General features: G+C 62.0%; 28 protein-coding genes. 23 read left to right on the top strand and 5 right to left on the bottom strand.

Translation table 11 applies throughout. The features are described 5' to 3' along the window. Nucleotides 1–94: 94 nt before the first annotated feature. The gene (locus EB235_RS26665; protein ID WP_027034406.1) at nucleotides 95–805 is read left to right on the top strand and encodes a glycoside hydrolase family 25 protein; all 711 of its coding nucleotides are present in this window, start codon (nucleotides 95–97) and stop codon (nucleotides 803–805) included. A 102-nt stretch (nucleotides 806–907) separates the two neighbouring features. On the opposite strand, the gene EB235_RS26660 is transcribed toward EB235_RS26665, so the two are convergent. Then, nucleotides 908–1,798 (bottom strand): DMT family transporter, encoded by an 891-nt coding sequence (locus tag EB235_RS26660; protein ID WP_027034407.1) that lies wholly within the window; start codon nucleotides 1,796–1,798, stop codon nucleotides 908–910. Between the two features lie 136 nt (nucleotides 1,799–1,934). Between EB235_RS26660 and EB235_RS26655 the strand changes: the two genes are divergently transcribed. Beyond that, entirely contained in the window at nucleotides 1,935–2,408 is a 474-nt protein-coding gene (locus tag EB235_RS26655) for an Lrp/AsnC family transcriptional regulator (protein WP_027034408.1), read from the top strand. 26 nt (nucleotides 2,409–2,434) lie between these two features. Here EB235_RS26655 and EB235_RS26650 read toward each other — a convergent pair whose 3' ends face one another. Next, nucleotides 2,435–2,797, bottom strand: coding sequence for a winged helix-turn-helix transcriptional regulator (locus tag EB235_RS26650; RefSeq protein ID WP_027034409.1), 363 nt, complete (start codon nucleotides 2,795–2,797; stop codon nucleotides 2,435–2,437). 110 nt (nucleotides 2,798–2,907) lie between these two features. On the opposite strand from EB235_RS26650, the gene EB235_RS26645 reads away from it, so the two are divergent. Continuing rightward, complete coding sequence (locus EB235_RS26645) at nucleotides 2,908–3,921, top strand: zinc-binding alcohol dehydrogenase family protein (RefSeq protein ID WP_027034410.1); 1,014 nt, start codon at nucleotides 2,908–2,910, stop codon at nucleotides 3,919–3,921. A gap of 68 nt (nucleotides 3,922–3,989) precedes the next feature. On the opposite strand, the gene EB235_RS26640 is transcribed toward EB235_RS26645, so the two are convergent. Next, nucleotides 3,990–4,646 (bottom strand): uracil-DNA glycosylase, encoded by a 657-nt coding sequence (locus EB235_RS26640; protein ID WP_027034411.1) that lies wholly within the window; start codon nucleotides 4,644–4,646, stop codon nucleotides 3,990–3,992. A gap of 12 nt (nucleotides 4,647–4,658) precedes the next feature. Beyond that, nucleotides 4,659–5,240 carry an NYN domain-containing protein gene (locus EB235_RS26635; protein ID WP_027034412.1) on the bottom strand — a complete coding sequence of 194 codons (582 nt, stop codon included), beginning with the start codon at nucleotides 5,238–5,240 and terminating at the stop codon, nucleotides 4,659–4,661. 326 nt (nucleotides 5,241–5,566) lie between these two features. Between EB235_RS26635 and rpoZ the strand changes: the two genes are divergently transcribed. From rpoZ to EB235_RS26540, 19 genes are all read left to right on the top strand, one after another. Beyond that, nucleotides 5,567–5,968, top strand: coding sequence for a DNA-directed RNA polymerase subunit omega (rpoZ, locus tag EB235_RS26630; RefSeq protein ID WP_027034413.1), 402 nt, complete (start codon nucleotides 5,567–5,569; stop codon nucleotides 5,966–5,968). A gap of 128 nt (nucleotides 5,969–6,096) precedes the next feature. After that, entirely contained in the window at nucleotides 6,097–8,328 is a 2,232-nt protein-coding gene (locus EB235_RS26625) for a RelA/SpoT family protein (RefSeq protein WP_027034414.1), read from the top strand. A 59-nt stretch (nucleotides 8,329–8,387) separates the two neighbouring features. Next, nucleotides 8,388–8,966, top strand: a complete 579-nt coding sequence (gene pyrE, locus EB235_RS26620) for an orotate phosphoribosyltransferase (RefSeq protein ID WP_027034415.1) — start codon at nucleotides 8,388–8,390, stop codon at nucleotides 8,964–8,966. A 66-nt stretch (nucleotides 8,967–9,032) separates the two neighbouring features. Beyond that, nucleotides 9,033–9,413 carry a VOC family protein gene (locus EB235_RS26615; protein ID WP_027034416.1) on the top strand — a complete coding sequence of 127 codons (381 nt, stop codon included), beginning with the start codon at nucleotides 9,033–9,035 and terminating at the stop codon, nucleotides 9,411–9,413. 260 nt (nucleotides 9,414–9,673) lie between these two features. Continuing rightward, complete coding sequence (locus EB235_RS26610; protein ID WP_027034417.1) at nucleotides 9,674–10,273, top strand: DUF2062 domain-containing protein; 600 nt, start codon at nucleotides 9,674–9,676, stop codon at nucleotides 10,271–10,273. Beyond that, complete coding sequence (gene acpS, locus EB235_RS26605; protein WP_027034418.1) at nucleotides 10,270–10,683, top strand: holo-ACP synthase; 414 nt, start codon at nucleotides 10,270–10,272, stop codon at nucleotides 10,681–10,683. The genes EB235_RS26610 and acpS overlap by 4 nt, the downstream gene beginning before the upstream one ends. Before the next feature lie 78 nt (nucleotides 10,684–10,761). Beyond that, complete coding sequence (gene lepB / locus EB235_RS26600) at nucleotides 10,762–11,511, top strand: signal peptidase I (protein WP_027034419.1); 750 nt, start codon at nucleotides 10,762–10,764, stop codon at nucleotides 11,509–11,511. Nucleotides 11,512–11,513: 2 nt separating this feature from the next. Next, nucleotides 11,514–12,227, top strand: coding sequence for a ribonuclease III (gene rnc / locus EB235_RS26595; RefSeq protein ID WP_027034420.1), 714 nt, complete (start codon nucleotides 11,514–11,516; stop codon nucleotides 12,225–12,227). After that, a complete protein-coding gene (gene era / locus EB235_RS26590) occupies nucleotides 12,212–13,144 on the top strand; it encodes a GTPase Era (protein WP_155256496.1) in 933 nt (310 codons plus the stop codon). The genes rnc and era overlap by 16 nt, the downstream gene beginning before the upstream one ends. Continuing rightward, a complete protein-coding gene (locus tag EB235_RS26585) occupies nucleotides 13,145–14,020 on the top strand; it encodes an aminoglycoside phosphotransferase family protein (RefSeq protein ID WP_027034422.1) in 876 nt (291 codons plus the stop codon). It abuts the gene before it with no gap. A 698-nt stretch (nucleotides 14,021–14,718) separates the two neighbouring features. Next, nucleotides 14,719–15,888, top strand: a complete 1,170-nt coding sequence (locus tag EB235_RS26580) for a porin (RefSeq protein WP_027034423.1) — start codon at nucleotides 14,719–14,721, stop codon at nucleotides 15,886–15,888. Between the two features lie 134 nt (nucleotides 15,889–16,022). Beyond that, nucleotides 16,023–16,799, top strand: coding sequence for a DNA repair protein RecO (recO, locus tag EB235_RS26575; RefSeq protein WP_027034424.1), 777 nt, complete (start codon nucleotides 16,023–16,025; stop codon nucleotides 16,797–16,799). Further along, on the top strand, nucleotides 16,796–17,314 hold the full coding sequence (locus tag EB235_RS26570; protein WP_027034425.1) for a PaaI family thioesterase: 519 nt from the start codon (nucleotides 16,796–16,798) through the stop codon (nucleotides 17,312–17,314). The genes recO and EB235_RS26570 overlap by 4 nt, the downstream gene beginning before the upstream one ends. 83 nt (nucleotides 17,315–17,397) lie before the next feature. Next, entirely contained in the window at nucleotides 17,398–20,181 is a 2,784-nt protein-coding gene (locus EB235_RS26565; protein ID WP_027034426.1) for a DUF2339 domain-containing protein, read from the top strand. 157 nt (nucleotides 20,182–20,338) lie between these two features. Continuing rightward, complete coding sequence (locus EB235_RS26560) at nucleotides 20,339–20,857, top strand: sigma-70 family RNA polymerase sigma factor (protein ID WP_027034427.1); 519 nt, start codon at nucleotides 20,339–20,341, stop codon at nucleotides 20,855–20,857. Next, nucleotides 20,854–21,645 (top strand): anti-sigma factor family protein, encoded by a 792-nt coding sequence (locus EB235_RS26555; RefSeq protein WP_027034428.1) that lies wholly within the window; start codon nucleotides 20,854–20,856, stop codon nucleotides 21,643–21,645. Before EB235_RS26560 ends, EB235_RS26555 begins: the two co-directional genes overlap by 4 nt. A gap of 206 nt (nucleotides 21,646–21,851) precedes the next feature. Continuing rightward, nucleotides 21,852–22,958, top strand: a complete 1,107-nt coding sequence (locus EB235_RS26550; RefSeq protein ID WP_027034429.1) for a peptidase C39 family protein — start codon at nucleotides 21,852–21,854, stop codon at nucleotides 22,956–22,958. After that, a complete protein-coding gene (locus EB235_RS26545) occupies nucleotides 22,955–24,418 on the top strand; it encodes a RimK family protein (protein ID WP_027034430.1) in 1,464 nt (487 codons plus the stop codon). Before EB235_RS26550 ends, EB235_RS26545 begins: the two co-directional genes overlap by 4 nt. An 18-nt stretch (nucleotides 24,419–24,436) precedes the next feature. Further along, nucleotides 24,437–24,709 (top strand): DUF3303 domain-containing protein, encoded by a 273-nt coding sequence (locus tag EB235_RS26540; protein ID WP_027034431.1) that lies wholly within the window; start codon nucleotides 24,437–24,439, stop codon nucleotides 24,707–24,709. Nucleotides 24,710–24,749: 40 nt separating this feature from the next. On the opposite strand, the gene EB235_RS26535 is transcribed toward EB235_RS26540, so the two are convergent. Then, on the bottom strand, nucleotides 24,750–25,667 hold the full coding sequence (locus EB235_RS26535; RefSeq protein WP_027034432.1) for a LysR substrate-binding domain-containing protein: 918 nt from the start codon (nucleotides 25,665–25,667) through the stop codon (nucleotides 24,750–24,752). Nucleotides 25,668–25,780: 113 nt separating this feature from the next. On the opposite strand from EB235_RS26535, the gene EB235_RS26530 reads away from it, so the two are divergent. Further along, a complete protein-coding gene (locus tag EB235_RS26530; protein WP_027034433.1) occupies nucleotides 25,781–26,671 on the top strand; it encodes a fatty acid desaturase family protein in 891 nt (296 codons plus the stop codon). The last annotated feature ends 14 nt before the right edge of the window (nucleotides 26,672–26,685 follow it).

The following is a 26,685-nucleotide window of genomic DNA, read 5'->3' as shown; positions in this document are numbered from 1 at the left end:
GAAGGGCGGGCGTCAGGCAATAGCCCCAGGAAAGCCAACTGTTTGGCTTTCAAGTTCCGACCGATCAGCCAGGACGACAAACCAGGGGATGCTCTTGAAGAACCGGATTGTTCTCTGGAGCTTGGCCGGCTTGGTTGTGGCGGGCCTCATTATCGCTGGTGGCTTCACCTACTTCCACACCTATTCTCCTGATCGCGGCAAATATCCGCTCAGAGGCATCGACGTCTCCCACCACCAGGGCCAGATTGATTGGCGGCGCGTTGCCGCAGACGATGTCGCCTTCGCCATCATCAAGGCGACAGAGGGTGGCGATCATGTCGATCGCGCCTTTGCCGCCAATCTGCGTGAGGCTCGCGCGGCTGGCCTCGCGGTCGGCGCCTATCACTTCTTCACCTTCTGCCGGCCAGGCGCCGACCAGGCGAAGAATTTCATCGCGGTCGTGCCGCACGATCAGCCCTTGCTGCCGCCGGTCGTCGACATCGAGTTCGGCGGCAATTGTCCGCAGCGGCCATCGCCCGAACAGTTGAATGCGGAACTCCAGGCCTTCCTTGGACCTGTCGAGGCGGCGTTCGGCAAGACGGCAATCGTCTATCTGACCGATGAGGCGGAGGCGGCCTATGCCGGGCAGATCGCCGTCCGGCCACTCTGGCTTCGTTCCTTGCTCATGGAGCCGGATCGCCACGATTGGGTCTACTGGCAGTACCACAATATGGGGCGCGTGGACGGTATCCAGGGCGACGTCGACTTGAACGTTTTGCAGGGCGGGCCTGAAAAATTGGCGGCGCTGCTTGCATCCGCGCATTAAAATCTTCTGCCAAATCGATCAGGGCTGCACGCCAGAATCCGTTTCTTCGAAGGTCGGGCTATTTAATTGAATTCATTGGCGATCCAGCCTTTGGCGGAATTCTCAAATTTCCCCAGCAACGCGTCCAGTCATCGCTGAAAAGCCCATCCCCGTGGCCATGATCGCGATGGCCGCGAATTGGGTGGTGGTCGGTGTTTCGCCGAGCACGATCATACCGACAATGACCGTGGCTATCGGTACGCCAGGCATGAACAGCGATGCCGTCTGCGACCCGAGCTGGCCGACGATATAGGTGTAGAGGAACATGGCGGCCGCCCCGGCAAGCAAACCCTGGATGACCATCTGGCTGATGATCTCGGCGCCTGCCGCGGCATGGAAGCCGCTTGGCGCGAAAAGGGTGAGAAACGGTAACGGCAGGCACGACAGAAGCACGACGGTCGCGGTGGCCGTGACCGGATCGATACGCCATTGCCGCACAAGCGTTGCGTAGGCGGAGAACATGAGGCCAGACCCGACGAACAGCAGGTCGCCGAAAAGAACCTCACGGGTGCCATCGCGTGCCGGCGCGATGAACAGCAACAGCCCCACGATGATCGTGGCGATGCCGATAGTTCGCTGCCGCGACGTGCGCTCCTGGAGGAGCGACAGCAGGAACGAGAAGAATACGATCGAGGCAGGGCAAAGTGCCGCGCCGTGGACGGCAGGCGCATAGGTGAGGCCCCAATTGATGATCAGCGGGTAAGGCAGTCCGGCCAGAACCGCCAATGCCAGTGCCCGCCGCCAGCCCAATACCTTCATCTGTTCGAAGCCGCGTTGCCAGACGACCGGCAGGAACACCGCACCCGCACCGACAAAGCGCAAGGCGGCCATGTCGGTCACCGTCAGATGGTCTCTGAGGCTGAAGCGGGCGGCGACGAATTGCACGGCGTAGATGCCGATCATGGTCAGCCCGGCGATAACTGCCAGCTTTATGTTTCCTGAGCTCTCTGCCACGTCCTGCCACCTGTAACGACACCGCCGGACGGTCTCGAGCGTTGCGAAATCACAAGCTATTGCGACAAAAGCTGCGATGAAATACGCCTGTTTCGAGTGTATTGAGTGTAATTCGCGCAAACAGAACGGTTCGAACGTGAATCCCGAACTAGGTGATCTCGACGCCATCGACCGCAATCTTCTGCGGTTGCTGCAGGAAGATGGACGCCGCACCACGCTTGATCTGGCAGCGCGCGTCGGCCTGTCGCCGACCGGCACCAGCCAGCGCGTGAAACGTCTGTTTCGCGACGGGTTCATCACTGCCGTCAGGGCCGTGCTCAATCCGGCAAAGATTGGCCGCGGCACCCTTGTCTTCATCGAGGTTCGGCTGGACCACACGGCCCCGCATATCTTTGACCGCTTCGCCGAGGCGGTGGCAAAGGCGCCCGAGGTTCTGGAATGTCATATGGTCGTCGGCGGCTTCGACTATCTGGTGAAGGCGCGCATTGCCGAGATGGCTGACTATCAGGACTTTCTCAAACGCGTCATCCTGCCGCTGCCGGGGGTAAAGGAGACACACACCTATGCCTCGATCGGCGACGTGAAACCGGATGCCCTGCTGCCGGTGTGAACTCCGCTGGCCCCTATCGGCCTGCTTCAGGCCGCGGCCTGGGAAACCTCTGGCGCCAGCGTCACATTCGCATCGCCCCAGACCTTCAGGGCTGTAATCACCGGTTCCAGGCTTCTGCCGCGCGGGGTCAGGCTGTACTCCACCTTCGGCGGCACTTCCGGGAAGATTTTGCGGGCAATCAGCCCATCGGCTTCCAGTTCGCGGAGCTGGTTGGTCAGCATGCGCTGCGTGCAGTTCGGAATCCGCCGGCGTATCTCGTTGAAGCGCAGCGTGCCCTCCAACAGATGGTAGAGCACGACGCCCTTCCACTTTCCGTCGATATAGCGGAGCGTTCCCTCCACGGTGCAGCCGGGGCTGCAATCGAATCGCTCATGGCGAATGCGCGGCATGACGGTATCCTTTTCGACACTATGTGCTTTATATGTGCATTCTTGCGCTCGGCGCACATAATCCGCATCTCTGCCCCAGACAAAGCTCAACAGCAATCGCGGAGATCGAAATGCGCGCCGTCGGCTATCAAATCCCAGCCCCCATCACCGATGAGGCCTCCCTCGTCGATATCGACCTGCCCAAGCCGGAGCCGAAAGGCCGTCAACTGCTGGTCGAGGTGAAGGCGATCTCGGTCAACCCGGTCGACACCAAGATACGGCGAAGTGCCAAACCCGAAGCCGGAAGCTGGCGGGTGCTTGGTTGGGACGCCGCCGGCCGGGTCGTCGCCACGGGTTCGGATGCGACGCTGGTCGGGGCCGGCGAAGATGTCTTCTATTCCGGTGCGCTCGCGCCGCAGGGCACCAATGCCGAGTTCCATCTTGTCGATGAGCGCCTTGTCGGCCGCAAACCCGGCTCGCTCGACTATGCCCAGGCTGCGGCGCTGCCGCTGACGGCAATCACCGCCTTAGAGGCGCTGTTCGACCGCCTTGACGTGAAGAAGCCTGTCGCGGGTGCCACGAATGCCATCCTAATCGTCGGCGGCGCCGGTGGCGTCGGCTCGATTGCGGTCCAGCTTGCGCGCCAACTGACCGATCTGACGGTGATCGCCACCGCATCGAGGCCAGAGACACGCGATTGGGTGCTTGGGCTTGGCGCCCATCATGTGATTGATCACTCCAGGCCACTGGCTGCCGAAGTCGCGGCCCTCGGCATCGGTGCACCAGCCTTTGTGTTCTCGACAACCAACACCGACCAGCACCTGGCCGAGATCGCCGAATTGATCGCGCCGCAGGGCCGGTTCGGCTTGATCGATGATCCCAAGACGCTCGACATCAATCCGTTCAAGCGCAAGAGCGTCTCGGTCCATTGGGAGTTCATGTTCACCCGCTCGATGTTCGAGACGCAGGACATCGCCGCGCAGGGCGAGCATCTCAACGAACTGGCACGGCTGGTCGACGCCGGCACCATCCGCACCACGCTGGGCGAGATATTCGGTCCTATCAATGCCGCCAATCTGAAGCGCGCCCATGCGTTGATCGAGACTGGCAAGGCCAAGGGCAAGATCGTGCTGGAGGGGTTCTAATGCATGTTGCCCAAAAGTGACCTCGGTTTTGGGGCCACGACATGCATAAAAACAAAGACGGAGCGACGTTATGTCCGCAGGAACGCTGCGATCTGGCTGAACACACTGACGAACATTTCTTCCGTCAAAACACCGGTATTGGTGTTGTAGCGCGAGCAATGATAGCTGGAAAACAGCGTAATGCCGCCGGCCGGCAATTGCCCGCCGTGCTTGAACGGGTAGGCGGCGACACGCCCGCCCAGCGCGCGCACCGTCGACTGGTGCGCGATCGACCCCAGCGCCAGAACGGCGCGCAGATTGGGAAAGCGCGCGATCGTCGGCACCAGGAATGTCCGACAGGTGGCGATTTCGGCGCCCACAGGCTTGTTCTCCGGCGGCACGCAGCGCACCGCATTGGTGATCGCGGTGCCGACAAGCTCCAGCCCGTCATCGGGCCGCGCCTTGAACTCGCCGCGTGCAAAGCCGTGCGCGATCAACGTCGAGTAGAGCAGGTCGCCGGCATAGTCGCCGGTGAACGGGCGCCCGGTGCGGTTGGCGCCGCGCAGGCCGGGCGCCAGCCCGACGATCAGAAGCTGGACGGCATCCTCGCCGCCCGGTGGCAGGAAGGTTGGCACCGGCGCATTGAACCACGACGGCTCGCGCTGCCGCCATTGCGCAATGAAATCATGCAGCCGCGGGCAGAGCGGACAGTCGCGGCCGGGTTCGGAAGCGGAAAGAGCGGTCAAGGTTGACCAGCCTCAGTAGTCGTCCTCGTCGACTTCAGCCGGTTCGGGCCGGCGCACCGGCCGCTCGGAGGGGTCGCGGCCAACCTCGCTCTTCAGCGTCGTCAGGTCGATGAAATGGTCGGCTTGGCGGCGCAGATCGTCTGAGATCATCGGCGGCTGCGAGGCCATAGTCGAGACGATCGACACCTTGCGGCCGCGCCGCTGCAGCGCTTCGACCAGCGTGCGGAAGTCGCCGTCACCGGAAAAGATGACATAGTGGTCGACGACGTCGGCCAGCTCGAGCGCATCGACGGTGAGCTCGATGTCCATATTGCCCTTGATCTTGCGGCGGCCGGTCGAGTCGGTGAATTCCTTGGCCGGCTTGGTCACCACCTTGAAGCCGTTATAGTCCAGCCAGTCGATCAGCGGGCGGATCGAGGAGTATTCCTGATCCTCCACCAGCGCCGTGTAATAATAGGCGCGCAAGAGATAGCCGCGCTTGTGGAAACTCGCCAGGAGCTTGCGATAGTCGATGTCGAAGCCGAGCGCCCGCGACGTGGCGTAGAGATTGGCGCCGTCGATGAACAGGGCTATTTTTTCCCGAGGGTCGAACATGGAAAATATTCCTTTTCGAAAAATGCGGTCGTCTAAACGAAATGCGGCAGCGACTATCGGTCAGGCTCATAATAAACCGGCTGACCTTCGCCATCCGAGATAACGCCAGTTTGGCGGCAATCCAAGGCGAGATGAGGCAACGCAAGCAATTGTGATCGAGGCATCAGACGCCATGGACACAACGGCGTTTTGCTTCAATCCGATGTTTGACCGCAGGATTGAGTGCCTTGCGGCGCCGACTTTGGCATGATGCTTGTATTTTGGCGGCGTTCGGGTTATGGACCGCGCCTGTTTTCCATCAAATCCAGGCATGAAAGGGGCAGTCCATGGCCCGCGTAACCGTTGAAGATTGCATCGACAAGGTCGACAACCGCTTCGAGCTGGTGCTTTTGGCCGGCCACCGCGCTCGCCAGATCAGCCAGGGCGCGCAGATCACCGTGCCGCGTGACAACGACAAGAACCCGGTCGTCGCGTTGCGCGAGATCGCCGATGAAACGCTGTCGCCCGACGATCTCAAGGAAGATCTGATCCATTCGCTGCAGAAGCATGTCGAAGTCGACGAGCCCGAAGCCGACGGCGAGGCGATTGCCGATCAGACCGGCGGTGCCGTTGCGGCTACCGACGCCGACGACGCCGAGGAGAATGTGACGTTCGATCGGATGACCGAGGAAGATCTGCTGGCCGGCATCGAGGGCCTGGTGCCCCCGGAAAAGAGCGACGACTACTAAGGCAACGCTCCGGAAGCGCCTGGAACAATCCAGCGGCACTTCCGTCTCGGCAGTTTCGTGGCTATCTATGACATGCGCCGTACAGCAGTGCGGCGCATGATTCATTTCATCGCTGAGAGATTGTGCCCATGATGCGTCAGTATGAGCTTGTCGAGCGCGTCCAGCGCTACAAGCCTGACGTCAACGAGGCGCTGCTCAACAAGGCCTATGTCTATGCCATGCAGAAGCATGGCCACCAGAAGCGCGCTTCCGGCGATCCCTATTTCTCGCATCCTCTCGAAGTCGCCGCTATCCTCACCGAAATGCACATGGACGAGGCGACGATAGCCGTCGCCCTGCTGCACGACACCATCGAGGACACCACGGCGACGCGGGCCGAGATCGACGATCTGTTCGGCCCCGAAATGGGCAAGCTGGTCGAGGGCCTGACCAAGCTGAAGAAGCTTGATCTCGTCTCCAAGAAGGCCGAGCAGGCGGAGAACCTGCGCAAGCTGCTGCTGGCGATCTCGGAAGATGTGCGCGTGCTGCTGGTCAAGCTCGCCGACCGTTTGCACAACATGCGCACCCTTGACCATATGCCGGAGGCCAAGCGCCTGCGCATCGCCGAGGAGACGATGGACATCTATGCGCCGCTGGCCGGGCGCATGGGCATGCAAGGCATGCGCGAGGAGCTGGAAGAGATTGCCTTCCGCTTCATCAATCCGGAAGCCTACCGCGCCGTCACCGCGCGGCTTGCCGAGATCTTCGAGCGCAACAAGGGCGTGCTGACCGACATTGAAAAGGCGCTGTCGGCGCTGTTTGAAAAACATGCCATCAACGCTGGCGTAAAAAGCCGGCAGAAGAAGCCTTGGTCGGTGTTCCGCAAGATGGAGGCCAAGGCGCTGTCCTTTGAGCAGCTGTCCGACATCTTCGGCTTCCGCGTCGTTGTCGACAGCGTCGAAGACTGCTACCGCGCGCTCGGCGCCATCCACACCACATGGTCGATGGTGCCCGGACGCTTCAAGGACTACATCTCAACGCCGAAGCAGAACGACTATCGCTCGATCCACACCACCATCGTCGGGCCGTCGCGCCAACGCGTCGAACTGCAGATTCGCACCCGCGAAATGAACAAGATCGCCGAATATGGCGTCGCCGCCCATTCCATCTACAAGGACACCGGCGGCAAGACGAATGGTGCTGCCCCCGCGATCTCGAAGGAGACCAACGCCTATGCCTGGCTGCGGCGCACCATCGAGCAGCTCGCCGAAGGCGACAACCCCGAGGATTTTCTCGAAAACACCAAGCTGGAACTGTTCCAGGACCAGGTGTTCTGCTTCACGCCGAAGGGCATGCTGATTGCATTGCCGCGTGGCGCCACGCCCATCGACTTCGCCTACGCCGTGCACACCGATGTCGGCGACACCTGCGTCGGCGCCAAGGTCAATGGCCGCATCATGCCGCTGATGACGGAACTGAAGAACGGCGACGAGGTCGAGATCATCCGCTCCAAGGCGCAAGTGCCACCGGCAGCCTGGGAATCGGTCGTTGTCACCGGCAAGGCCCGGGCCGCCATCCGCCGGGCCACCAAGAACGCCATCCGCAAGCAGTATTCGGGTCTCGGCGCGCGCATTCTGGAGCGTGCCTTCGAACGGGCCGGCAAGACCTTCACCAAGGAAAGCCTGAAGCCGGTGCTGCACCGGCTGGCGCGCAAGGACATCGAGGATGTGCTGGCGTCCGTCGGCCGTGGCGAACTGGCCTCCACCGACGTCATGAAGGCAGTATTCCCCGACTACAAGGACGAGCGCGTCACCGTCAGTGCCCCCAAGCAGCGTGAGGAAGGCTGGTCGAAGATCCGCAACGCCGCCGGCATGCTGTTCCAGATGCCCGGTACTCGGGCCGCGCGCAAGGACAAGGATCAGCCGCGCGATGGCGCGGTGCCAATCCGCGGTGTGCGCGGCGACCTGCCGGTGCGTTTCGCGCCGGAAGGCGCGGTGCCGGGCGACCGCATCGTCGGCATTGTCCAACCAGGCACCGGCATCACCATCTATCCGATCCAGTCGCCGGCACTGCAGGCCTTCGACGACCAGCCTGAGCGCTGGATCGACGTGCGCTGGGACATCGATGAACGCACCAAGGAACGCTTTCCAGCGCGTGTCTCGGTCACCGCCATCAATGCGCCGGGGTCGCTTGCCGACATCGCCCAGGTCGTTGCGTCCAACGACGCCAACATCCATACGCTGTCGATGGTGCGCACCGCGCCCGACTTCACCGAAATGCTGATCGATCTCGAAGTCTGGGATCTGAAGCATCTCAACCGGCTGCTGTCGCAGCTCAAGGACAATTCGAGCGTCAGCGATGCACGGCGTGTAAATGGCTAGACCATGATCCCGAAAAGTGGGAACCGGTTTTCGGAATGGTCAATTCAAAAGGGGCAAAGATGAATACCGATGAAGTGCTGGGCATTTTCCGTGAGGCGGGTGCTGTTCTGGAGGGGCATTTCATCTTGACGTCGGGCCTGCGCAGCCCGGTCTTCTTGCAAAAGGCGCGGGTGTTCATGCATGCCGACAAGACCGAACAGCTATGCAAGGCGCTGGCCGAGAAAATCCGCAAGGCGGTGCCAGGCAAGATCGACTATGTCGTCGGCCCGGCGATCGGCGGCCTGATTCCGGCCTACGAAACCTCGCGCCACCTCGGCGTGCCGGCGATCTGGGTCGAGCGGGAAGGGGGCGAGTTCCGCCTGCGCCGCTTCGAGATCGACAAAGGTGCGCGCGTCGTCATCGTCGAGGACATCGTCACCACCGGCCTGTCTATCCGCGAAACCATCGACTGCCTGCGCGAGCTTGGCGCCGAAGTGGTGGCGGCTGCCTGCATCATCGACCGTTCGGCCGGCAAGTCCCATGTCGGCGTGCCGCTGATCGCGCTCGCCGAATATGAGGTGCCGGCCTATCCCGCTGATCGCTTGCCACCGGAACTTGCCGCCATCCCGGCCGTTAAGCCCGGTAGTCGCAACATTTGACCGTGCATGGCGCCCAAGAGTGTGCAGCGGTTTTGGGAGGGACGACATGCATGAAAATAAATGCAGATGATCGTCGGCATCGATCATTTCGTGTTGACGGTCGCTTCGCTCGAAGCGACCTGCGCCTTCTATCAACGCGTGCTGGGCTTTGAACGCATCGATACTGCGGGACGGCCGACAGCGCTGGTGTTTGGCAATCAGAAGATCAATGTTCACGAAGTCCGCCGCACTTTCGAGCCGAAGGCCAAGTCACCGACACCAGGCTCAGGCGATTTCTGCTTGATCACCGACAGGCCGCTCGACGAAGTCCGAGCCCATATCGAGGCCAATGGCGTGGTGGTAGAACTCGGCCCGGTCGAACGCGTCGGCGCTCGGGGCCCGATGCTGTCGGTGTATTTTCGCGACCCGGACGACAATTTGGTCGAGGTCAGCGACTACCGATCTTAGCCGCCAGCAAGGCCGTGCTTTCGGGGAAGCGGCTGCCGGCTCCATAAATTCGCCGCGATTGTCCAATGTTCGAACCGAAGGACGCCTGTCCCGGAAGGGCGGCAACATGCACGCGCTGCACAGACGGTGTTCGGTTGTTCTTGCGCACGCGCGTCGCTATATCAACGTTGTGATTGCCATCGGGCGATCCTTAAGCGCAAGATGATGTATCTCATAGCCGGCGGAAATCGCCGGTGCGAGAGTTGTGGAACGGGAACAGAGTGCTTTTTCGACGCCGCAAGCCTGATGGTCTTCTCGAACGGGTGCGTACCTACCTTTGGCCGCGCCGCTCGTTTTCGCGCTCACTTCAGTACTTGTCCAAGCGCATCCTGCGGCTGAAGGCCACGCCGCATGCGGTTGCGGCAGGCGTTGCGGCTGGCGTCTTCGCCTCGTTCTTTCCCGTCGGCTTCCATTTCGTCATTGCCTTCGTCCTGTGCTGGGTCATCGCCGGCAATCTGGTGGCGGCGGCACTTGGCGCTGTTTTCTTCGGCAATCCTCTCACCTTTCCTATTCTGTGGGGCGCATCCTGGGAGACCGGCAAGCTCATCCTGCATGACCGGCTGCCGGCGCATGGTCCGCCTGCGCATCTGGGCGAGATGCTGCACACGCTTTCCTTCGCGAAACTGTGGCATCCCGTGCTGGAGCCCATGCTGATCGGCGCGGTGCCGCTCGGGCTGGTGTTTGGCCTCCTGTTCTACGGTGTCACGCGCTGGGGCATGAATGTCTTCCGCGAGCAAAGGCGCAAGCGCCTTGCCGAGCGAGCGCATCGCCACGCGCAATCGTCCCATCCCGGCGGAAGCGTCGGTTCCGCCGCACAATGATCATCGGCATCGGCAGCGACCTGATCGATATCAGGCGCATCGAGAAGTCGCTTGAGCGTCACGGCCAGCGCTTCGTCCAGAGGATTTACACCGAGGTCGAACAGGCGCGTTCTGAGAACCGACGTGCCCGCGCGGCCTCCTACGCCAAGCGTTTCGCCGCCAAGGAAGCTTGCGCCAAAGCCTTGGGGACCGGTCTGGCGCAAGGTGTGTTCTGGCGCGACATGGGTGTCGTCAACCTGCCCAGCGGTGCGCCGACCATGGCATTGACCGGCGGCGCCCTGGCGCGGCTGGACAAAATCCTGCCCGGGGGACATCGGGCGGCGATCCACCTCACCATCACGGATGATTTTCCGCTTGCTCAAGCCTTTGTGATCATAGAGGCGTTGCCCGTCGAAGAAGCGCCACATTGATTGCATCTGACGACCGGCATTGACGTTGCCCAGCGCGCGCCGAGACTCTATACCATCCAACGCACAATCGAGGACGACATGAGCGTGGCTGAAAAATCCCAGAAGAAATCCGGCGGGCTTGGCGAAACCGTCAGCGTCATCGTCCAGGCGCTTTTGCTTGCGCTGGTCATCCGCACGCTGTTGTTCCAGCCCTTTTCGATCCCCTCGGGATCGATGCGGCCGACGCTTCTGGAAGGCGACTATCTGTTCGTCACCAAATGGTCCTACGGCTATTCGCGTTATTCGCTGCCTTTTGGACCTGACATTTTCTCGGGTCGTATCTGGGGCTCAGAGCCCAAGCGTGGCGATGTGGTGGTGTTCAAGTTCCCGCCGGATCCGTCCGTCGATTACATCAAGCGCGTCGTCGGCCTGCCCGGTGACAAGATTCAGATGAAAGATGGCCAGCTGTTCATCAACGGCGTTGGCGTGCCGCGCGTGAAGACCGGCCAGATCGATAATCCCGACATCACGGAAATGCCGCAGCCGATCGATGTCTACCGCGAGACGCTGCCCAACGGCGTCAGCTACGACACGCTTGACCTCAATCCGAATTCGATCGGCGACAACACGCGCGAGTTCGACGTTCCGGCCGGCCATTATTTCATGATGGGCGACAACAGGGACAATTCCGCCGACAGCCGTTTCACCGTCGGCTATGTTCCGGCCGAGAATCTGGTTGGCCGCGCCAACCTTGTCTTCTTCTCGATCGCCGGCAAGGCAAGCCCGCTCGAAATCTGGAAATGGCCGTCGCTGATGCGCGCTTCGCGCCTGTTCCATTTCGTCAACTAGGGATGGCAGCGGCGAAGCGGCTGACCGCCGACGCGCTCGCCGAAGCGCTTGTGGAACGCACGGGCCATGCTTTTGCCGACCGCCAGCGCCTGCAGCGTGCGCTTACCCATGCCAGTGCTCGCGGCGCCAATGCCGGCGCCGACTATGAACGTTTCGAGTTTCTCGGCGACCGGGTTCTCGGCCTGGTCGTTGCCGATATGCTGCTGGCCGCGTTTCCTGATGCGGCGGAAGGCGAGTTGTCGCTGCGGCTCAATGCGCTGGTCAATGCCGAGGCGCTTTCCGAGATCGCCGAGGATATCGGGCTGCCGGAGATGATCCGTGCCGGATCGGATGTGCGCGGCCTTGAGGGACGCAAGCGCGTCAATCTGCGCGCCGATGCCTTGGAATCGCTGATCGCCGTGCTCTACCTTGATGGCGGACTGCAAGCAGCGCGCAGCTTCATCCATAAGTACTGGCAACCGCGCTCGCAGGCTTCGGGTGCTGCGCGCCGTGATGCCAAGACCGAATTGCAGGAATGGGCGCATCAGGCGGCGAGTGCCGTTCCTGCCTATCAGATCGACAGCCGCGAAGGGCCGGACCACGATCCGTTGTTCACGGTGAGCGTCAAGGTTGGTGCATTTCAGCCGGCGACCGGCAACGGCCGTTCCAAGCGCGAGGCCGAACAGGCTGCTGCGGCTGCCCTTCTGTTGCGCGAAGGTGTATGGAACGCTGCATGACGGATATTGAAACTGCCGAAGCCCCCGCCACGCATTCCGGCTTTGTCGCGCTGATTGGCGCGCCCAATGCCGGCAAGTCGACGCTGGTCAACCAACTGGTCGGCGCCAAGGTGTCGATCGTCACCCACAAGGTGCAGACGACACGCGCCATCGTGCGCGGCATCGCCACGCATGAAAACGCGCAGATCGTCTTTGTCGACACGCCCGGCATCTTCAAGCCGAAGCGGCGATTGGACACGGCTATGGTGACCACCGCCTGGGGCGGCGCCAAGGATGCCGATATCGTGCTTTTGCTGATCGACGCCGAGCGCGGCATCCGGGGCGATGCCGACGCGATCCTGGAGCGATTGAAGGACGTGCGCCAGCCGATGGTGCTGATCCTCAACAAGGTCGACCGGGTCAAGCACGAGGCACTTTTGGCGCTGTCGGCCGCGGCGAACGAGCGGGTGCCTTTCAAACGCACTTTCATGGTCTCGGCTCTGACCGGCTCCGGCTGCAAGGATGTTCTCGACTATCTGGCCGAAACGCTGCCTGCCGGTCCCTGGTATTATCCCGAGGACCAGATTTCCGATCTGCCGATGCGTCAGCTTGCAGCCGAGATCACCCGCGAGAAACTCTATCTCAGGCTGCATCAGGAACTGCCTTACTCTTCCCATATCGAAACGGAGAAATGGGAAGAGAAGCAGGACGGCTCGGTGCGTATCGATCAGGTCATCTATGTCGAGCGCGACAGTCAGAAGAAGATCGTGCTTGGCCACAAGGGCGAGACGATCCGCGCCATAGGCCAGGCCGCACGCATGGAGATAGCAGGCATTCTCGAGCAGAAGGTGCACCTGTTCCTGTTCGTCAAGGTGCGTGAGAACTGGGGCGACGATCCTGAGCGTTATCGCGAGATGGGTCTCGAATTCCCGCATTAAATGGCCGGCAAGCTGAACATCGATACGGCTTTGGTCAGCCGGTTGGTCGCCGCGCAATTCCCCCAGTGGAAGGATCTTGCTGTCAGGCCGGTCGAATTTGGCGGTTGGGACAACAGGACCTTTCATCTCGGCGATGAGATGACCGTGCGGCTGCCGAGCGCGGCCGACTATGCCCTGCAAGTGGAAAAAGAACATCGCTGGCTGCCAAAGCTGGCGCCGCTTTTGCCATTGCCGATTCCCCGGCCATTTGCGATGGGCATGCCGGCCGAGGACTACCCTTGGCATTGGTCCGTCTATGGCTGGATCGAGGGCGAGACGGCAAAGCGGGAGCGCATCTCTGGCCTGTCGCAATTCGCGGCGGACCTGGCCGGTTTCCTGGTTGCACTGAAACGCGTCGACCCCACCGGCGGGCCGGCGCCCGGGCAGCATAATTTCTTTCGCGGCGGACCGCTGGCCGTTTATGACGGCGAGACAAGGCGAGCGATCACCGCTCTTGGCAACCACATCGGCGCAAGCCTGGCGAGTGCCGTTTGGGACGCGGCCCTTGCCGCGACCTGGAAGGGGCCGCCGGTCTGGTTCCATGGCGATGTCAGCTGGGGCAATCTCCTTGTCGAAGCGGGGCGATTGAGCGCAGTGATCGACTTCGGCACCTGCGGCGTCGGCGACCCTTCATGCGACCTGGCGATCGCCTGGACCTTGTTCGAGGGCGAGAGCAGGGAGGTTTTCCGCACCGGTCTTGCCGTTGATGATGCGACCTGGGCACGCGGACGCGGCTGGGCGCTGTGGAAGGCGCTGATCACGGTCGCTGGCCATGCGAACAATCAGGCAGAAGTCGAAAAATCCCGACGCGTGATCGACGACGTGCTGGCCGATTAGAGCAATTCCAGGAAAGTGTGAGATGGTTTTCCCGGGAAGGCGCGTAGCGCTTTCCCCTGGAATTGCGGCAAAACAAAGAGTCTCGCAACTCAGCATGAGGTGGTTCCGCGATCGCCCTTGTTTCTTGCTCGCCTGCTTTTGTCACGTCGGGCTTGAGAAAGCGGCGCCGCACCGGCTCACCGGGAGCTGGTGGCTGTCACAATCGATAGCGCTGGAGCGTGCGCCAGCCTGTTTCGACCGTCTTGGCGAGATTTGGCCGACCTGGCAGGCGGTCTTGGAATTCCCTTACGTCATCGCAGGCTGGAGGACTCCCGCCTGGCGTCTTCTGACGCAACGTAACGGTTACTTTTCAATCTAAGTAGCCAAAAAATGCCATTTTTGGGCTAATGATTGGAAATATCTCGTGCAGAACGTATAGTTAGCCGAGAAACAATCCGAATATATATTGAATATATGACGTTGTGCCAATTGTGCCAATCGCGGTATAGGCCAGTGTTATTTGTGCAACACAGCAATAATCTATTAACAGAATCGCCGTTATTTCCAAAACCGTCATTGAAGGCGGAGGATTGATGGGTATGTTCGCCGCGAAAAGGGGACGCGGTACGCGCCTTTTTCATTGTGGGGGTGAGGCGGGAAAACATATCCGCCAGCCACAAATCCGAAGCCATTTAAACTATGACTGGAGAGGTCAGAAAATGAACATCAAGAGCCTCCTTCTCGGCTCAGCCGCGGCCCTGATCGCGGTGTCCGGCGCTCGCGCCGCGGACGCGGTTGTCGTCGCCGAACCGGAACCGGCCGAATACGTCAAGATCTGCGACGTCTACGGCGCCGGCTACTTCTACATCCCGGGCACCGAGACGTGCCTGCGTATCGGCGGCTATCTCCGCTATGACATCGGCGTCGGCGATTCCGGCACGCTGGATGGGGTCAACAACGTTCCGGACGACAAGGACCGCGGCAAAACCAACGACACCTACTACAAGAACATGCGCTTCGCGCTGCGGACTTATACCGGCCAGGAAACCGAACTCGGCACGTTGAAGACCTTCACCGAGACCCGCTTTCAATTCGGCAACAAGTCCGGCGACTATACCAATCAAAACGCTAGCAGCGCCAATGACTGGCAGGCAATCAGCAAGCCCGTCACCTTGAACTTCGCCTGGATCCAGCTCGGTGGCCTGCGCGTCGGTAAGGATGAAACGGCATATGACGCGTTTATCGGTTACGCCGGCAACGTCATCCAGGACACCATCATCCCGTATGGCATCAAGGACACCAACGTCGTCCAGTACTACTTCGACGCTGGCAGCGGCTTCACGGCTGTGGTCTCGCTCGAAGAAGGCACCGGCACCAGCACCATCGACAGCTATGTTCCGCATGTCGTCGGCGGCTTGAAGTACAAGGGCGACTGGGGTGCGATCACCGGCGTTGTCGCTTATGACAGCAACTACGAGGAAGTGTCCGGCAAAGTTCGTTTGGACGTCAATGTCACCAAGGAGTTGTCGCTCTTCGTCATGGGCGGTTACGGCACCGACGACAACCTCAAGGACCCGACCAACGCCCTCAACGCAAAAGGCCGTGGCCAGTACAAGCCATGGGGTGGCAACTGGGCCGTCTGGGGCGGCGGCACCTACAAGTTCAACGACAAGACATCGTTCAACGTCCAGGCTTCGGCTGACGACGACAAGAACATAGCTCTTGCGGCGAACGTCGCCTACACCATCGTCCCGGGCTTCACGATCACCACCGAAGTCGACTGGGATCACTACGGCAATTTCGGCAACCCCTCCCTCTACGGCAACTGGTCCAAGGCCGACAAGAAGGACGGCATTGGCGGCATCGTCCGCTTCCAGCGCAATTTCTAATAGACTGACTGACTTACCAGGCCGCCCGCAGCGTATCGCTGCGGGCGGTTTTTTATTGCCGCCCGAGAGGCACGGCCTGCCTGAACCCGCGACCTCATCTTGATTTCGCCATCCGATCGGTGAAAAGCTCCGGCATGGAATGGCATGATGAGGGAATCATTCTCGGCACTCGCAAGCATGGCGAAACCAGCGCCATTCTCGAGGTGATGACACGCGCCCATGGCCGCCATCTCGGTCTCGTGCGCGGCGGCCGTTCACGCAAGCAGCAGCCCGTTCTCCAGCCCGGCAATCGCGTCGATCTTCTGTGGCGCGCGCGCCTTGACGAGCATCTCGGCACATTCCAGGCCGAGGCGATCGAGATGAATGCCGCGCGGCTGATGGACAGCGCCGTTGCCGTCTACGGACTGCAGACCATGGCCGCGCATCTGCGCCTTTTGCCTGAGCGTGATGCCCATGGCGGCCTTTACGAAGCGCTCGCCGTGATGATCGTCCATCTCGACGATGCCGATGCTGCTGGTGAACTGGTGGCACGCTTCGAGCTTCTTATTCTCGATGAACTCGGCTTCGGCCTCGATCTCAGTCAATGCGCTGCCACCGGCACGCGACAGGACCTTGCCTATGTCTCGCCGAAGTCGGGCCGAGCGGTGTCGCGTGAAGCCGGCGCGCCTTGGCGCGACAAGATGCTGGCGCTGCCGGCGTTTCTGCAACGTGGCTCCGGCCTGCGCGGGGATCCGGCGGCGGTCCAAGACGCCTTCCGGCTGACCGGTTTCTTTTTCACGCGCCACGTCTACGAGCCGCGCGGCATCGAACAACCCGATGCCCGCGCCGGCTTCCTTGCCGCACTGTGCAAGCACCACGCGCGCGGCAAGACCATAGCCGGAGAAAATGCAGCCAGAGAAATCATCACATGAGCGAAGTCGAACTGTATCCGGGCCGGGTCTCGCCGCTCGGCCTCGGCACCATTCCGCACGCCGATATCCAGAAATATACCGGCGTGGAACTGCTACAGCGCATCATCGACAACAAATATCCGGCGCCGCCGATTTCCTTCCAGCTCAACTTCGATCTGACCGAAGTGTCGGAAGGCCGCGCCGTGTTCCGCGGCGTTCCCAATGAGCGGCATCTCAATCCACTCGGCACGGTGCATGGCGGCTGGGCGGCGACGCTGCTTGATTCGGCACTCGCCTGCGCCGTGCAGACGTTGCTCGAAAAGGGCGAGGCCTATACGACGGCGGAATTCAAGGTGAATCTGACGCGGCCGATCACGCCCAGGACCGGCGAGGTGGTCTGCGAAGGCAAAGTGGTCCACAAGGGCCGCACACTTGCCGTTTCGGAAGCGACACTGAAGGATGCCAACGGCAAGCTGCTGGCTTTCGGCACCGAAACATGTTCGATCTTTCCGGCTGCGAATCTGGCGGCGCGTTGAGTTTACCAGTCGTCTAGCCGCCGTAGTTGAGTGTTAGTGAGACGAAACGTCAGTGAAGACTGGCCTGGTTTGGGGGAACCGCCATGTTTGAGAGCCTGATCGGCCTTGTCGCCATCATCGCTTTGTTCGTCATCATTTCGCGCCAGCAGGGCCGCATCGGCCTGATCGAGCGCGAACTTGGCGCACTGCGCAGCCTTGTCCTTTCAGGCGTGGTGCCGCCCGCGGCCAAGCCATCCGAACAAGCCGTCACCGAAGGTAAGCCGGCCGATGCGAACCCGGTAGCTGTGGCAGCGGCCGAAATCGCGGCGCCGGTGGCTGGCGAGCCGGCGATGGCCGCGCAAGCGCCGGCTACGGAGGCCGTTGAGGTTGTGTCCGGGCCGTCGTCGGCTGGCGAGGCAGCCCCGGCTGTGGCGGAGCCTGCCAAGCCCGCCGCAGCGGCCAAAGCTGCCCGCCAGTCCGACGTCGAAACAGCGCTTGGCACGCGTTGGGCGGTCTGGGTCGGCGGCATCGCGCTGGCGCTGGGTGGGCTGTTCCTGATCCGCTACACCATCGAGGCCGGCATTTTCGGCCCCGGCGTGCGGCTCACCATGGCAGCGCTGCTCGGGCTCGTCCTGATCGCCGGCGGCGAGTTCATCCGTCGCACCGGCTTCAAGGTGCCGGTGCAAGGTGTCGCCGGCGCCTATATTCCAGCCATCCTGACCGCGGCCGGCGCCTTCATCCTGTTCGGCACAGTCTACGCCGCTTATGCCATTTACGGTTTCGTCGGCCCGGCCTTCGCCTTCACCGTGCTCGGCGCCATCGGCGTGGCGACGATTGTCGCTGCTCTCGTCCACGGTCAGGCCTTGGCCGGCATCGGCCTCGTCGGTTCGATGGCGACGCCGGCGCTTGTGTCATCGCAGGCGCCAAATCCATGGGCGCTGTTCGTCTATCTCGCCATCGTGCTTGCCGCCACGGCGGTGATCGCGCGCATGCGCGACTGGAAATTCCTGATGGCAGCCGCCTTCTTCGGCACCGGCGCCTGGACCATCGCCTACATGATGAACGCGCCCGGTGCCGACCTTGCCGTCATCCTGTTCATCAACGCGGTGACGCTGGCGGTGCTTGCTCTTGTTTGGCTGGGGAGTCGAGACGGCGGAGCGGAAACTGCAAAGACGGGCTTCGACTGGCCATCGATCGTTCCCGGCGTTTTTGTTGCATTTTCGGCACTTGGCCTGTCCGTCGACTCCACACTTGTTGCCGCCGGCGATGCCTTGCCGGGCGCCTTGGTCCTCGTCGCCCTTGTCGCCACCGCACTCTACCGGCCGCGCGCCTTGCCACTGCTGCACGCCGCCGGGGTGGTGAGCGTGATGATCTATCTCGGCATCATTCCGCCCACCACCATCGGCACCGATTTGTCCCAGGGCAACATAGGCTTTGACGGCCTGCAGGTGGCGGCCGGAAATGCCTTGACGCTGCGCATCGGCCTTGGTCTTGGCCTGGTCTTCGTCAGTGCCGGTTTCTGGGCCGCCCGCCGTTTCGCCGCCGTGGCGCGGATCCGTGCGGCCTGCTGGGCGGCATGGGGCATCGCTGCGCCGCTGGTCATCCTGCTGGCGCTGTGGCTCACTTACGGAAATCTCGACCGTGATTTTGCCTACGCCGCGGTCGCTGCTTTGCTGGTCGTGGTTTTTGCCGCCGGTGGCGAGTGGATCGCACGAGCGGAAGAGCCGCCGCTCAAGGGCGGCGTGGCTGTTTCATTCGCCTTTGGGGGCGCGGCGATCGCTGGCCTCCTGATGCTGCATATGGCTTTCGATTCCGGTTGGACCACCATTCTGCTTGGTGCCGCGGCGATTGTGCCGGCGCTGGCCACCCGCTGGCGCTCCTATCCGGTGCTCGGCTGGATTTCGGTCGGCGCGGTGATCGCCGTGCTTGGCCGCGTCGCTTTCGACCCGACCATCGTCGGCGCCGAATTCCTGTCGACGACACCGGTGTTCAACTGGCTGCTGCCCGGCTACGGCGTCCCGGCATTGGCCTTCGGCCTTGCCGCGTGGCAGCTCGCCCGCACTACCCCCGCACTACCAATAACTGGCAATGGCCGGCCGCGCCTTGCCATGGAGGCGGGTGCAGCACTTTTCGCGCTGCTCACCGTCGCCATGCTGGTGCGCCACGCCATGCATGGCGGTGTCATCGACACAGGCGCCGTGACGCTCGCCGAACAGGCGATCTACACGCTGATCGCCATCGGCGCCGGCGCCATACTGGTCGCCATCGACATGCGCTCGCCAAGCTCGGTGCTGCGCTACGGCTCGATGGCCGCTGGTGTGCTCTCGGTTGCCTTCATCGTCTTCCAGCATTTCCTGCAGCTGAACCCTTTGCTTACCGACGAATCGACCGGCCGCATCCCGGTGTTCAACCTGTTGTTCCTAGCCTATCTGCTGCCGGCCGTCGCGGCCGGCGGGCTGGCACTCTTTGCCAGGGACAAGCGGCCGAAATGGTATGCGCAGATGCTGGCGCTGGTGGCGGCAGTGCTTGCTTTCGCCTATGCCACACTGTCGGTCCGTCGCCTGTTCAAGGGCGAGTTCATCGGTCTGTGGAGCGGACTTGGCCAGTTGGAGACCTACACCTATTCGGCGCTCTGGCTGGTCATCGGCGTGGTGTTGCTTACCTCCGGCGTCTGGCTGAAATCGCAGGTGCTGCGTATCGCCTCGGCAGCGCTGATTGCGATTGCGGTGGTGAAAGTCTTCCTCTTCGACATGTCGGAACTGGAAGGCGTGCTCAGGGCACTGTCCTTCATCGGGCTTGGCACCGTGCTGATCGGCATCGGCCTTTTCTATCAGCGGCTTTTGACGCGCGCAGCGAAGGAGAAAATGTCGGTCAGCGAGCAGGGATGACGACAGTTTAATGAGCCGGGAATAAACCGGCACCCACCAGCGTTATCTCATTGCTTGGGTGACCGGGGCGGCGGACCGCTTCGCGCTGGCCGCTTGCGTCGCGCCGGGAAGGCGCGTTCAATTGGGATTTACAAGGGCGACCTCAGAACCAGCGGTCATGGACGAAAAGAAGGCAGCAATCCTTGGCGAAATACCGCGCCTGCGTCGTTACGCTCGCTCGCTTGTGCGCGATCGCGATTCTGCCGACGACCTCGTTCAGGACTGCCTCGAGCGCGCACTCACGCGGCTCGACAACTGGCAGACAGGAGAGAGCCCCAGGAGGTGGCTGTTTACGATCATGCATCATTTGTTCATCGACCAGATGCGCAAGGTGAACCGCCGCGGCGAAACGGCAATGCTGCCGCTGGAGGCGGGCGAGGGGGTGGCCCAGCCTGCCGAGCAACTGGAGGGCATCGCCTCGCGCGAGATCATCGACGCGTTGCAGGCGATCAGCCCCGATCGCCGCGCGGCCCTTGTCATGGTTGCCATCGAAGGCTTTTCCTATGCCGAGGCCGCCAACATTCTGGGTGTTCCCGCCGGCACGCTGATGTCGCGCATTGCGCGCGGGCGTGAGGAATTGCGTGGCTTGCTGGACGATACGGCGCGCCGCCGTGCGATAAGGATCGTCGAGAAATGATCCGCCGCGATTTTTCCGAACGTGACATCCACATGGCGCTCGACGGCGAGCTGCCGGCCGATGAGCGTGCCTCTTATGATGCCTGGCTCGAAGCCAATCCCGAGATGAAGGCCAGAAGCGCCCGCTTCACTGCCGACCGGGAGGCGTTGCGCGCAGCCTTTGCCGGTGTGCTGGACGAGGCTGTACCAGTACGCTTGCGCCAGGTGGTGCTCGGCGAAGCACCGGTCAAGGCAGCAGTGCCGCGTTCGCGCTGGTGGCTTGCCGCTGCCGCTGCCGTGCTTTTGGCCACCGGCGGATTTGGCGGCTACTTTGCCGGCATTGACGGCGTCGGCCAGGAGAACCCGGCGGAGGATCAGCTCGCCGAACAGGCGATCGCCGCCCATGTCATCTACGCCGCCGAGAAGCGGCATGCGGTGGAAGTGCCGGCCAGCGACAAGGATCATCTGCAGACCTGGCTGTCCAATCGGGTCGGCTTGAAGCTGGTGGCGCCGGACTTGACCGCGAACGGTTTTCAGCTGGTCGGTGGCCGGCTGCTGCCAGCCGGCGAAAGCAAGGCCGCGATGCTGCTCTACGAGGACGACAAGGGCGAGCGCATATCCCTTTTCGTCACCGCGGAATCGACGCAGAACGCCAAGGGCACCTATGCCTCGGCGCAGGACGGCCCGCAGGCCGTCTACTGGCTGGACAAGGGCTATGGCTGCGCCGTCGTCGGCTCGCTGCCGCGCGAGCAGTTGGCGGTCGTGGCCAAGAGCGCTTACGGCCAGCTTATGGCAGGCCTTGCAAGCTGAGCTGGCCACAATTTTCGTCGTCGTCGGCTCTTCAAAACAGCGATCCTGTTCAAAGCCGGTGCGCTTCCCTGCCGCGGCGGAAACTGTCACAATTCGGCCCTAATCAAGGAGCGATAGCGCTTGATGAATACCGGCGCTTCGGCCGGTGTTTGCGACGCTTTTGACCGGGCCGTTTCCGCAACCCAATCGAGGTTTTCTCAAGTCGCATGCCTGCCGAGATCCGCACGGCCCGCGCGTCTGACGTCGATGATCTCGCCGCCATCGAGAAAGCCGTTTTCTCGAGCGACCGCATTTCCCGTCGCTCCTTTCGTCTGTTCATCGAACGCGAGACCGCTGAGACGCTGGTCGCCGAAGTCGATGGCCGCGTCGCCGGCTACGCGATCGTGCTGTTTCGTAAGGGCAGTGGGGTGGCGCGGCTTTACTCCATAGCCACGGGTCCGTTCTTCGGCGGGCTGGGTGTCGGCCGCATGCTGCTTGCGTCGGCGGAAGAGGCGGCCTTCGAACACGACCGCATGATGCTGCGTCTCGAAGTGCGTGAGGATAACAGCCGAGCCATCCGCATCTACGAGCAGGCCGGCTACCGCAAGATCGGCCGTGAGCCGGGCTATTACGAGGACGGCGCAACGGCGCTTCGTTATGAGAAAACCCTGCGCGGCGACGTTCCGATCGCCACCCGGGTGCCGTTCTATCAGCAGACCTGCGAGTTCACTTGCGGCCCGTGCTGCCTGATGATGGCCATGGCCAATTTCGACCGCGGCTTCGTGCCCGACCCGGTGATGGAAATCCGCCTCTGGCGCGAAGCGACGACCGTCTTCATGATGTCGGGACCGGGTGGCTGTGAGCCATTTGGCCTCGCCGTCTCGGGGCATGAGAGCGGGCTCGCGGCGGAGATCTTCGTTTCCTTCTATGGCGCGCTGTTCCTGCAGTCGGTGCGCAGCGAGGACAAGCGCCGGGTGATGGAGCTGGCCCAGGTCGACTTTCGCCGCCGTGCGGAACTTTACGGCATCCCGGTGAATTACCGCCCGTTCACCATCGATGATATCAGAACCGCGATCGCTGGCGGAAAACTGGTGCTGGTGCTGATCAGCGGCTTCCTGATGTTTGGCAAGAAGGTGCCGCACTGGGTGCTGGCCATTGGCGATGATGGCGACCATATTCTGATCCACGATCCCTGGGTCGAGGACGAAAGGCAGGAAACCATCCTTGATGCCGCCAACATTCCCGTGCCCTACGGCATCTTCATGAACATGGCGCAGTTCGGCCGCGACGGACTGCGCGCCGCCATCACTCTGGGGAAGCGCGACACACAATGACCTGGGTCATCCTTACCGGCCGGCAGAGCGATCTCGACCAGGTGGCGACACCGCACAAGATCATCACCAATCGCGACTATCTCGCGCATCCCTCATTGTTTCGCGGCCAGCGGCCGAAGGTCATCAACCTGTCGAACAACTACGCCTATCAGAGCCGTGGCTACTATGCCTCGCTGCTGGCGAGTTCGCGCGGCCACAAGGTCATCCCGACCGTCGAGACGATGATCGACCTGTCGGAACGCAAACTCTACGAGAACGCGTTGCCGGAACTGGAGCTGGCGCTGAACAAATGCCGCAAGGATCTCGGCGGCGCCTTTCCGGCCAAGGTCTGCATCTTCTTTGGCATCGGTCCGTCCAAGGTGTGGGACCGCTTCGCCAAGCTGTTGTTCGACTGGTTCCGGGCGCCTGCGCTCGAAGTCCATATCAAGGACAGCGCCGAGTGGGCCTCGATCCGCAAGATCGGCTTCCATCCGCTGGCGCGGATGACCGAGGATGAGGAAAAGAGCTTCATCCAGTGCCTGGAGACCTACACCAACCGCGAGTGGCGCGACACCAAGGGCCGCACGCCGGCGCGCTACACCTTCGCCACGCTGGTCGATCCGCATGAGGAATTGCCGCCGTCGCAAATCTCGTCGCTGCGTTACTGGGCCAAGATCGCCGAAAAGATGGGCGTCGAAATCGAACCCATCACCAGGAAGGATCTGGCCAAGCTCGCGAACTACGATGCGCTGTTCATCCGCGAGACGACTTCGATCTCCAACCATACCTATCGGTTCGCCCGCCGCGCCCAGCAGGAAGGCATGCCTGTCATCGACGATCCGCTGTCGATGATCCGTTGCACCAACAAGGTCTATCTCAACGAGTTGATGGCCTACAACAAGGTGCCGGTGCCACCGACGGTGATGATCGCCGGCACCTCCGACTTCGAATTGGCTGCACAGACACTGGGCTTTCCGCTGGTGCTGAAGATCCCGGATTCGTCCTTCTCGCGCGGCGTCAAGAAATGCGAGAATCTGGAGGAACTCACACGGCTTGCGACGGAATGGCTGGAGGATTCCGACCTCCTGATCGCCCAGAAGTTCATCCCCACCGAATATGACTGGCGCGTCGGCGTGCTCGGTGGCCAGCCTCTGTTTGCCGTGCACTATCTGATGGCCAAGAAGCACTGGCAGATCGTCAACCACAAGGCCAATGGCAAGCCCGACCAGGGCGGCATCAAGACCTTCACGCTGAAGGAAACGCCGCCCCATGTCGTCGAAACGGCGGTCAAGGCGGCGCGCTGCATCGGCGACGGCCTCTACGGCGTCGACCTCAAGGAGACCAAGGACGGCGTCTTCGTCATCGAGGTCAACGACAACCCCAATCTCGACCATGGCTGGGAGGATTCCGGCGAGAAGGACGAGGTCTGGGTTCGGCTGACACAATGGTTCCTCGAACGGCTCGACCGGCCGGGACGTTGATTTAATTGAGGGCAGACTATGCAGTTCATCGTCATTGAGGATTTCACCGGCTGCGATCGCAAGGAGATCTATCGCCGCTTCGGTGAGCGTGGCCGGCTGAAGCCGGACGAGCTTGTCGTGCACCACTCCTGGATCGCGGCGGATATGAGCCGCTGCTTCCTTTTGGTGGAAGCCGATGATGTCACGCTGTTGCAGCGCTGGGTCATCGAATGGGCCGACTTGGTGGAATTCGAGATCATTCCCGTGGCGACGAACAAGGACATGGTCGAGGCATTGGCCGCCCATCTCTAAGTGGGCGGCATGGCCGCCCATCTTTCTGAGCCGCAAGTCTTCAACGGAGCGCCGGTGAGCCCACCGTGTGCCGGCATTCCTCGATCAGCCAGGCGCGGAACGCCGCTACGACATCGCGCCTGGCGCTACGCTCCGGGATGGTCAGGCAATAGGGCTGGCGCAGTGCGATGGCTTTGGCGACAGGCCGGACCAGCCGGTCGTCTTCCAGCGCCTCGGCGCAATAGATCCCTTGCGCCAGCGCCACGCCCAGTCCTGAAATGGCAAGGTCGAGTGCCGCGCGCGACGAATTGGCCGACAGCCCCCGCTGCACTGCACGGCCAGGCTCGATGCCGGCCGCTTCGAACCAGTTGCGCCAGGACGGAAACGAGGCGCCGGTCGGTCCCCAGTCGGTGTGGATCAGCGGCAGCCCGGCGAGTGGACCGCGGTGCGTCTTGACCGCGCTGGCAAGCGTTGGCGCGCAGACGGGATAGACGGCGTCCCGGACGATGTCCTCGGTCGGGTGCTCGCGATAGTGCGGACCGTAGGAGAGCCTGATGTCGATCAGTTCACGGTCGAACGGCACCGGGTCGTCATCGCCGCGCAGCGATATGTCGGCGGCGCCATGGCTGGCGACGAAGCCGGCCAGACGCTGCGAAAGCCAGCCCATGGCCATGGATGGCGGCACCGAAACCACCAGGCGCGGGCGAAATGCGTCACCGCCCAGTTCGCGTGAGACACTGCCGATTTCCTGGAAGGCCATGGTCAGCCGTGGCAGCATCTCGACGCCGGCCTCGGTGAGGACAACCTTGCGGTTGACCCGATGAAACAGCTTGCGCCCCATCTGTTCCTCGACGGTACGGATAAGCTGGCTGACGGCGGCGGCCGAGACTGAAAGCTCTTCCGCCGCCGCGGCAAAGCTGCCTGCGCGTGCCGCGGCCTCGAAAGCCTGAAGTCCTTTCAGGGACGGAGATGTGACCATGATCGCCAGATAGATAAGGTAAGCTTATCTAAATTGCAGGAATCGTCGTTTTTGGAAAGCTTTTTCACCGACTAGGGTGGGTTCCATCAAATCGCCAGCCTGGATCGAAGCCGATGGACCATCGCGACATAATCGCCTCATTGACCCCTGAAGAGCGCAGTCGCCTGACCGCCAAATCCGATGTCGCGGGTCTCTTGCAGCTCGGCGCCCACTGGGGCGCGATTGTGGTCATTGGATCGCTGATCGCCGCGAGAGTGCCATTCTGGCCGCTGCTGATGCTGCCGCAAGGCATCCTGATCGTGTTCCTGTTCACGCTTCTGCACGAGACGGTTCATCGCACCGCGTTCGAGAGGCAATGGCTGAACGATGCCGTGGCGCGGGTGTGCAGCCTGGCACTCGCGCTGCCGGCCGACTGGTTCCGCTATTTCCATTTCGCCCATCATCGATACACGCAGGATCCTGAGAACGATCCGGAACTGGCCTTTCCCAAACCGGAAACGCTGCGGCAGTATCTTGTGCATGTGTCCGGCATCCCGCTGTGGTGGGGCCATCTCAGGACGCTCTACGCCAATGCAGTTGGTGGCAGCCAGGAAAGCTATGTGCCGCCGAAAGGCCGACCCAAGGCACGAGCCGAGGCACGCGCCATGATTGCCTTCTACGCTGTCGTCCTTCTGCTCGCCGTGTATCTCCGGCTCACAGTGCTTCTCTATGTCTGGATCATTCCCGCACTGCTCGGGCAGCCCTTTCTGCGCCTCTATTTGCTGGCCGAGCACGGCCGCTGTCCGTTCGTTGCCAACATGCTGGAGAACACGAGAACCACGCTGACCAATTGGGTGGTGCGCAAGCTGGCCTGGAACATGCCGTTCCATGCCGAGCATCATGCCTATCCCGGTGTGCCGTTTCACCAATTGCCGCGGTTTCACGCGCTGATCGAGCGGCATCTCAGGGTGGTCGAGCCCGGCTATGTCAGCTTCCATGAGAAGTATATCGAGACGCTGCGCTGACTTGCGCCGACGCC

Origin of the sequence: Mesorhizobium loti R88b, assembly GCF_013170845.1 — a bacterium.
In the GTDB taxonomy this organism is placed as follows: Bacteria; Pseudomonadota; Alphaproteobacteria; order Rhizobiales; family Rhizobiaceae; genus Mesorhizobium; species Mesorhizobium loti_B.
The sequence above is the reverse complement of the archived record's forward strand: the minus strand, read 5'-3'. Positions and strand labels throughout refer to the sequence as shown.

Excerpts from the sequence above, each read along its gene's own strand:
- EB235_RS26650 (WP_027034409.1), bottom strand. The coding sequence starts at position 2,797 with ATGCCGCGCATTCGCCATGAGCGATTCGATTGCAGCCCCGGCTGCACC.
- EB235_RS26645 (WP_027034410.1), top strand. The coding sequence starts at position 2,908 with ATGCGCGCCGTCGGCTATCAAATCCCAGCCCCCATCACCGATGAGGCC.
- EB235_RS26635 (WP_027034412.1), bottom strand. The coding sequence starts at position 5,240 with ATGTTCGACCCTCGGGAAAAAATAGCCCTGTTCATCGACGGCGCCAAT.
- rpoZ (WP_027034413.1), top strand. The coding sequence starts at position 5,567 with ATGGCCCGCGTAACCGTTGAAGATTGCATCGACAAGGTCGACAACCGC.
- EB235_RS26625 (WP_027034414.1), top strand. The coding sequence starts at position 6,097 with ATGATGCGTCAGTATGAGCTTGTCGAGCGCGTCCAGCGCTACAAGCCT.
- pyrE (WP_027034415.1), top strand. The coding sequence starts at position 8,388 with ATGAATACCGATGAAGTGCTGGGCATTTTCCGTGAGGCGGGTGCTGTT.
- EB235_RS26615 (WP_027034416.1), top strand. The coding sequence starts at position 9,033 with ATGATCGTCGGCATCGATCATTTCGTGTTGACGGTCGCTTCGCTCGAA.
- acpS (WP_027034418.1), top strand. The coding sequence starts at position 10,270 with ATGATCATCGGCATCGGCAGCGACCTGATCGATATCAGGCGCATCGAG.
- lepB (WP_027034419.1), top strand. The coding sequence starts at position 10,762 with ATGAGCGTGGCTGAAAAATCCCAGAAGAAATCCGGCGGGCTTGGCGAA.
- rnc (WP_027034420.1), top strand. The coding sequence starts at position 11,514 with ATGGCAGCGGCGAAGCGGCTGACCGCCGACGCGCTCGCCGAAGCGCTT.
- era (WP_155256496.1), top strand. The coding sequence starts at position 12,212 with ATGGAACGCTGCATGACGGATATTGAAACTGCCGAAGCCCCCGCCACG.
- EB235_RS26585 (WP_027034422.1), top strand. The coding sequence starts at position 13,145 with ATGGCCGGCAAGCTGAACATCGATACGGCTTTGGTCAGCCGGTTGGTC.
- EB235_RS26580 (WP_027034423.1), top strand. The coding sequence starts at position 14,719 with ATGAACATCAAGAGCCTCCTTCTCGGCTCAGCCGCGGCCCTGATCGCG.
- recO (WP_027034424.1), top strand. The coding sequence starts at position 16,023 with ATGGAATGGCATGATGAGGGAATCATTCTCGGCACTCGCAAGCATGGC.
- EB235_RS26570 (WP_027034425.1), top strand. The coding sequence starts at position 16,796 with ATGAGCGAAGTCGAACTGTATCCGGGCCGGGTCTCGCCGCTCGGCCTC.
- EB235_RS26565 (WP_027034426.1), top strand. The coding sequence starts at position 17,398 with ATGTTTGAGAGCCTGATCGGCCTTGTCGCCATCATCGCTTTGTTCGTC.
- EB235_RS26560 (WP_027034427.1), top strand. The coding sequence starts at position 20,339 with ATGGACGAAAAGAAGGCAGCAATCCTTGGCGAAATACCGCGCCTGCGT.
- EB235_RS26555 (WP_027034428.1), top strand. The coding sequence starts at position 20,854 with ATGATCCGCCGCGATTTTTCCGAACGTGACATCCACATGGCGCTCGAC.
- EB235_RS26550 (WP_027034429.1), top strand. The coding sequence starts at position 21,852 with ATGCCTGCCGAGATCCGCACGGCCCGCGCGTCTGACGTCGATGATCTC.
- EB235_RS26545 (WP_027034430.1), top strand. The coding sequence starts at position 22,955 with ATGACCTGGGTCATCCTTACCGGCCGGCAGAGCGATCTCGACCAGGTG.
- EB235_RS26540 (WP_027034431.1), top strand. The coding sequence starts at position 24,437 with ATGCAGTTCATCGTCATTGAGGATTTCACCGGCTGCGATCGCAAGGAG.
- EB235_RS26535 (WP_027034432.1), bottom strand. The coding sequence starts at position 25,667 with ATGGTCACATCTCCGTCCCTGAAAGGACTTCAGGCTTTCGAGGCCGCG.
- EB235_RS26530 (WP_027034433.1), top strand. The coding sequence starts at position 25,781 with ATGGACCATCGCGACATAATCGCCTCATTGACCCCTGAAGAGCGCAGT.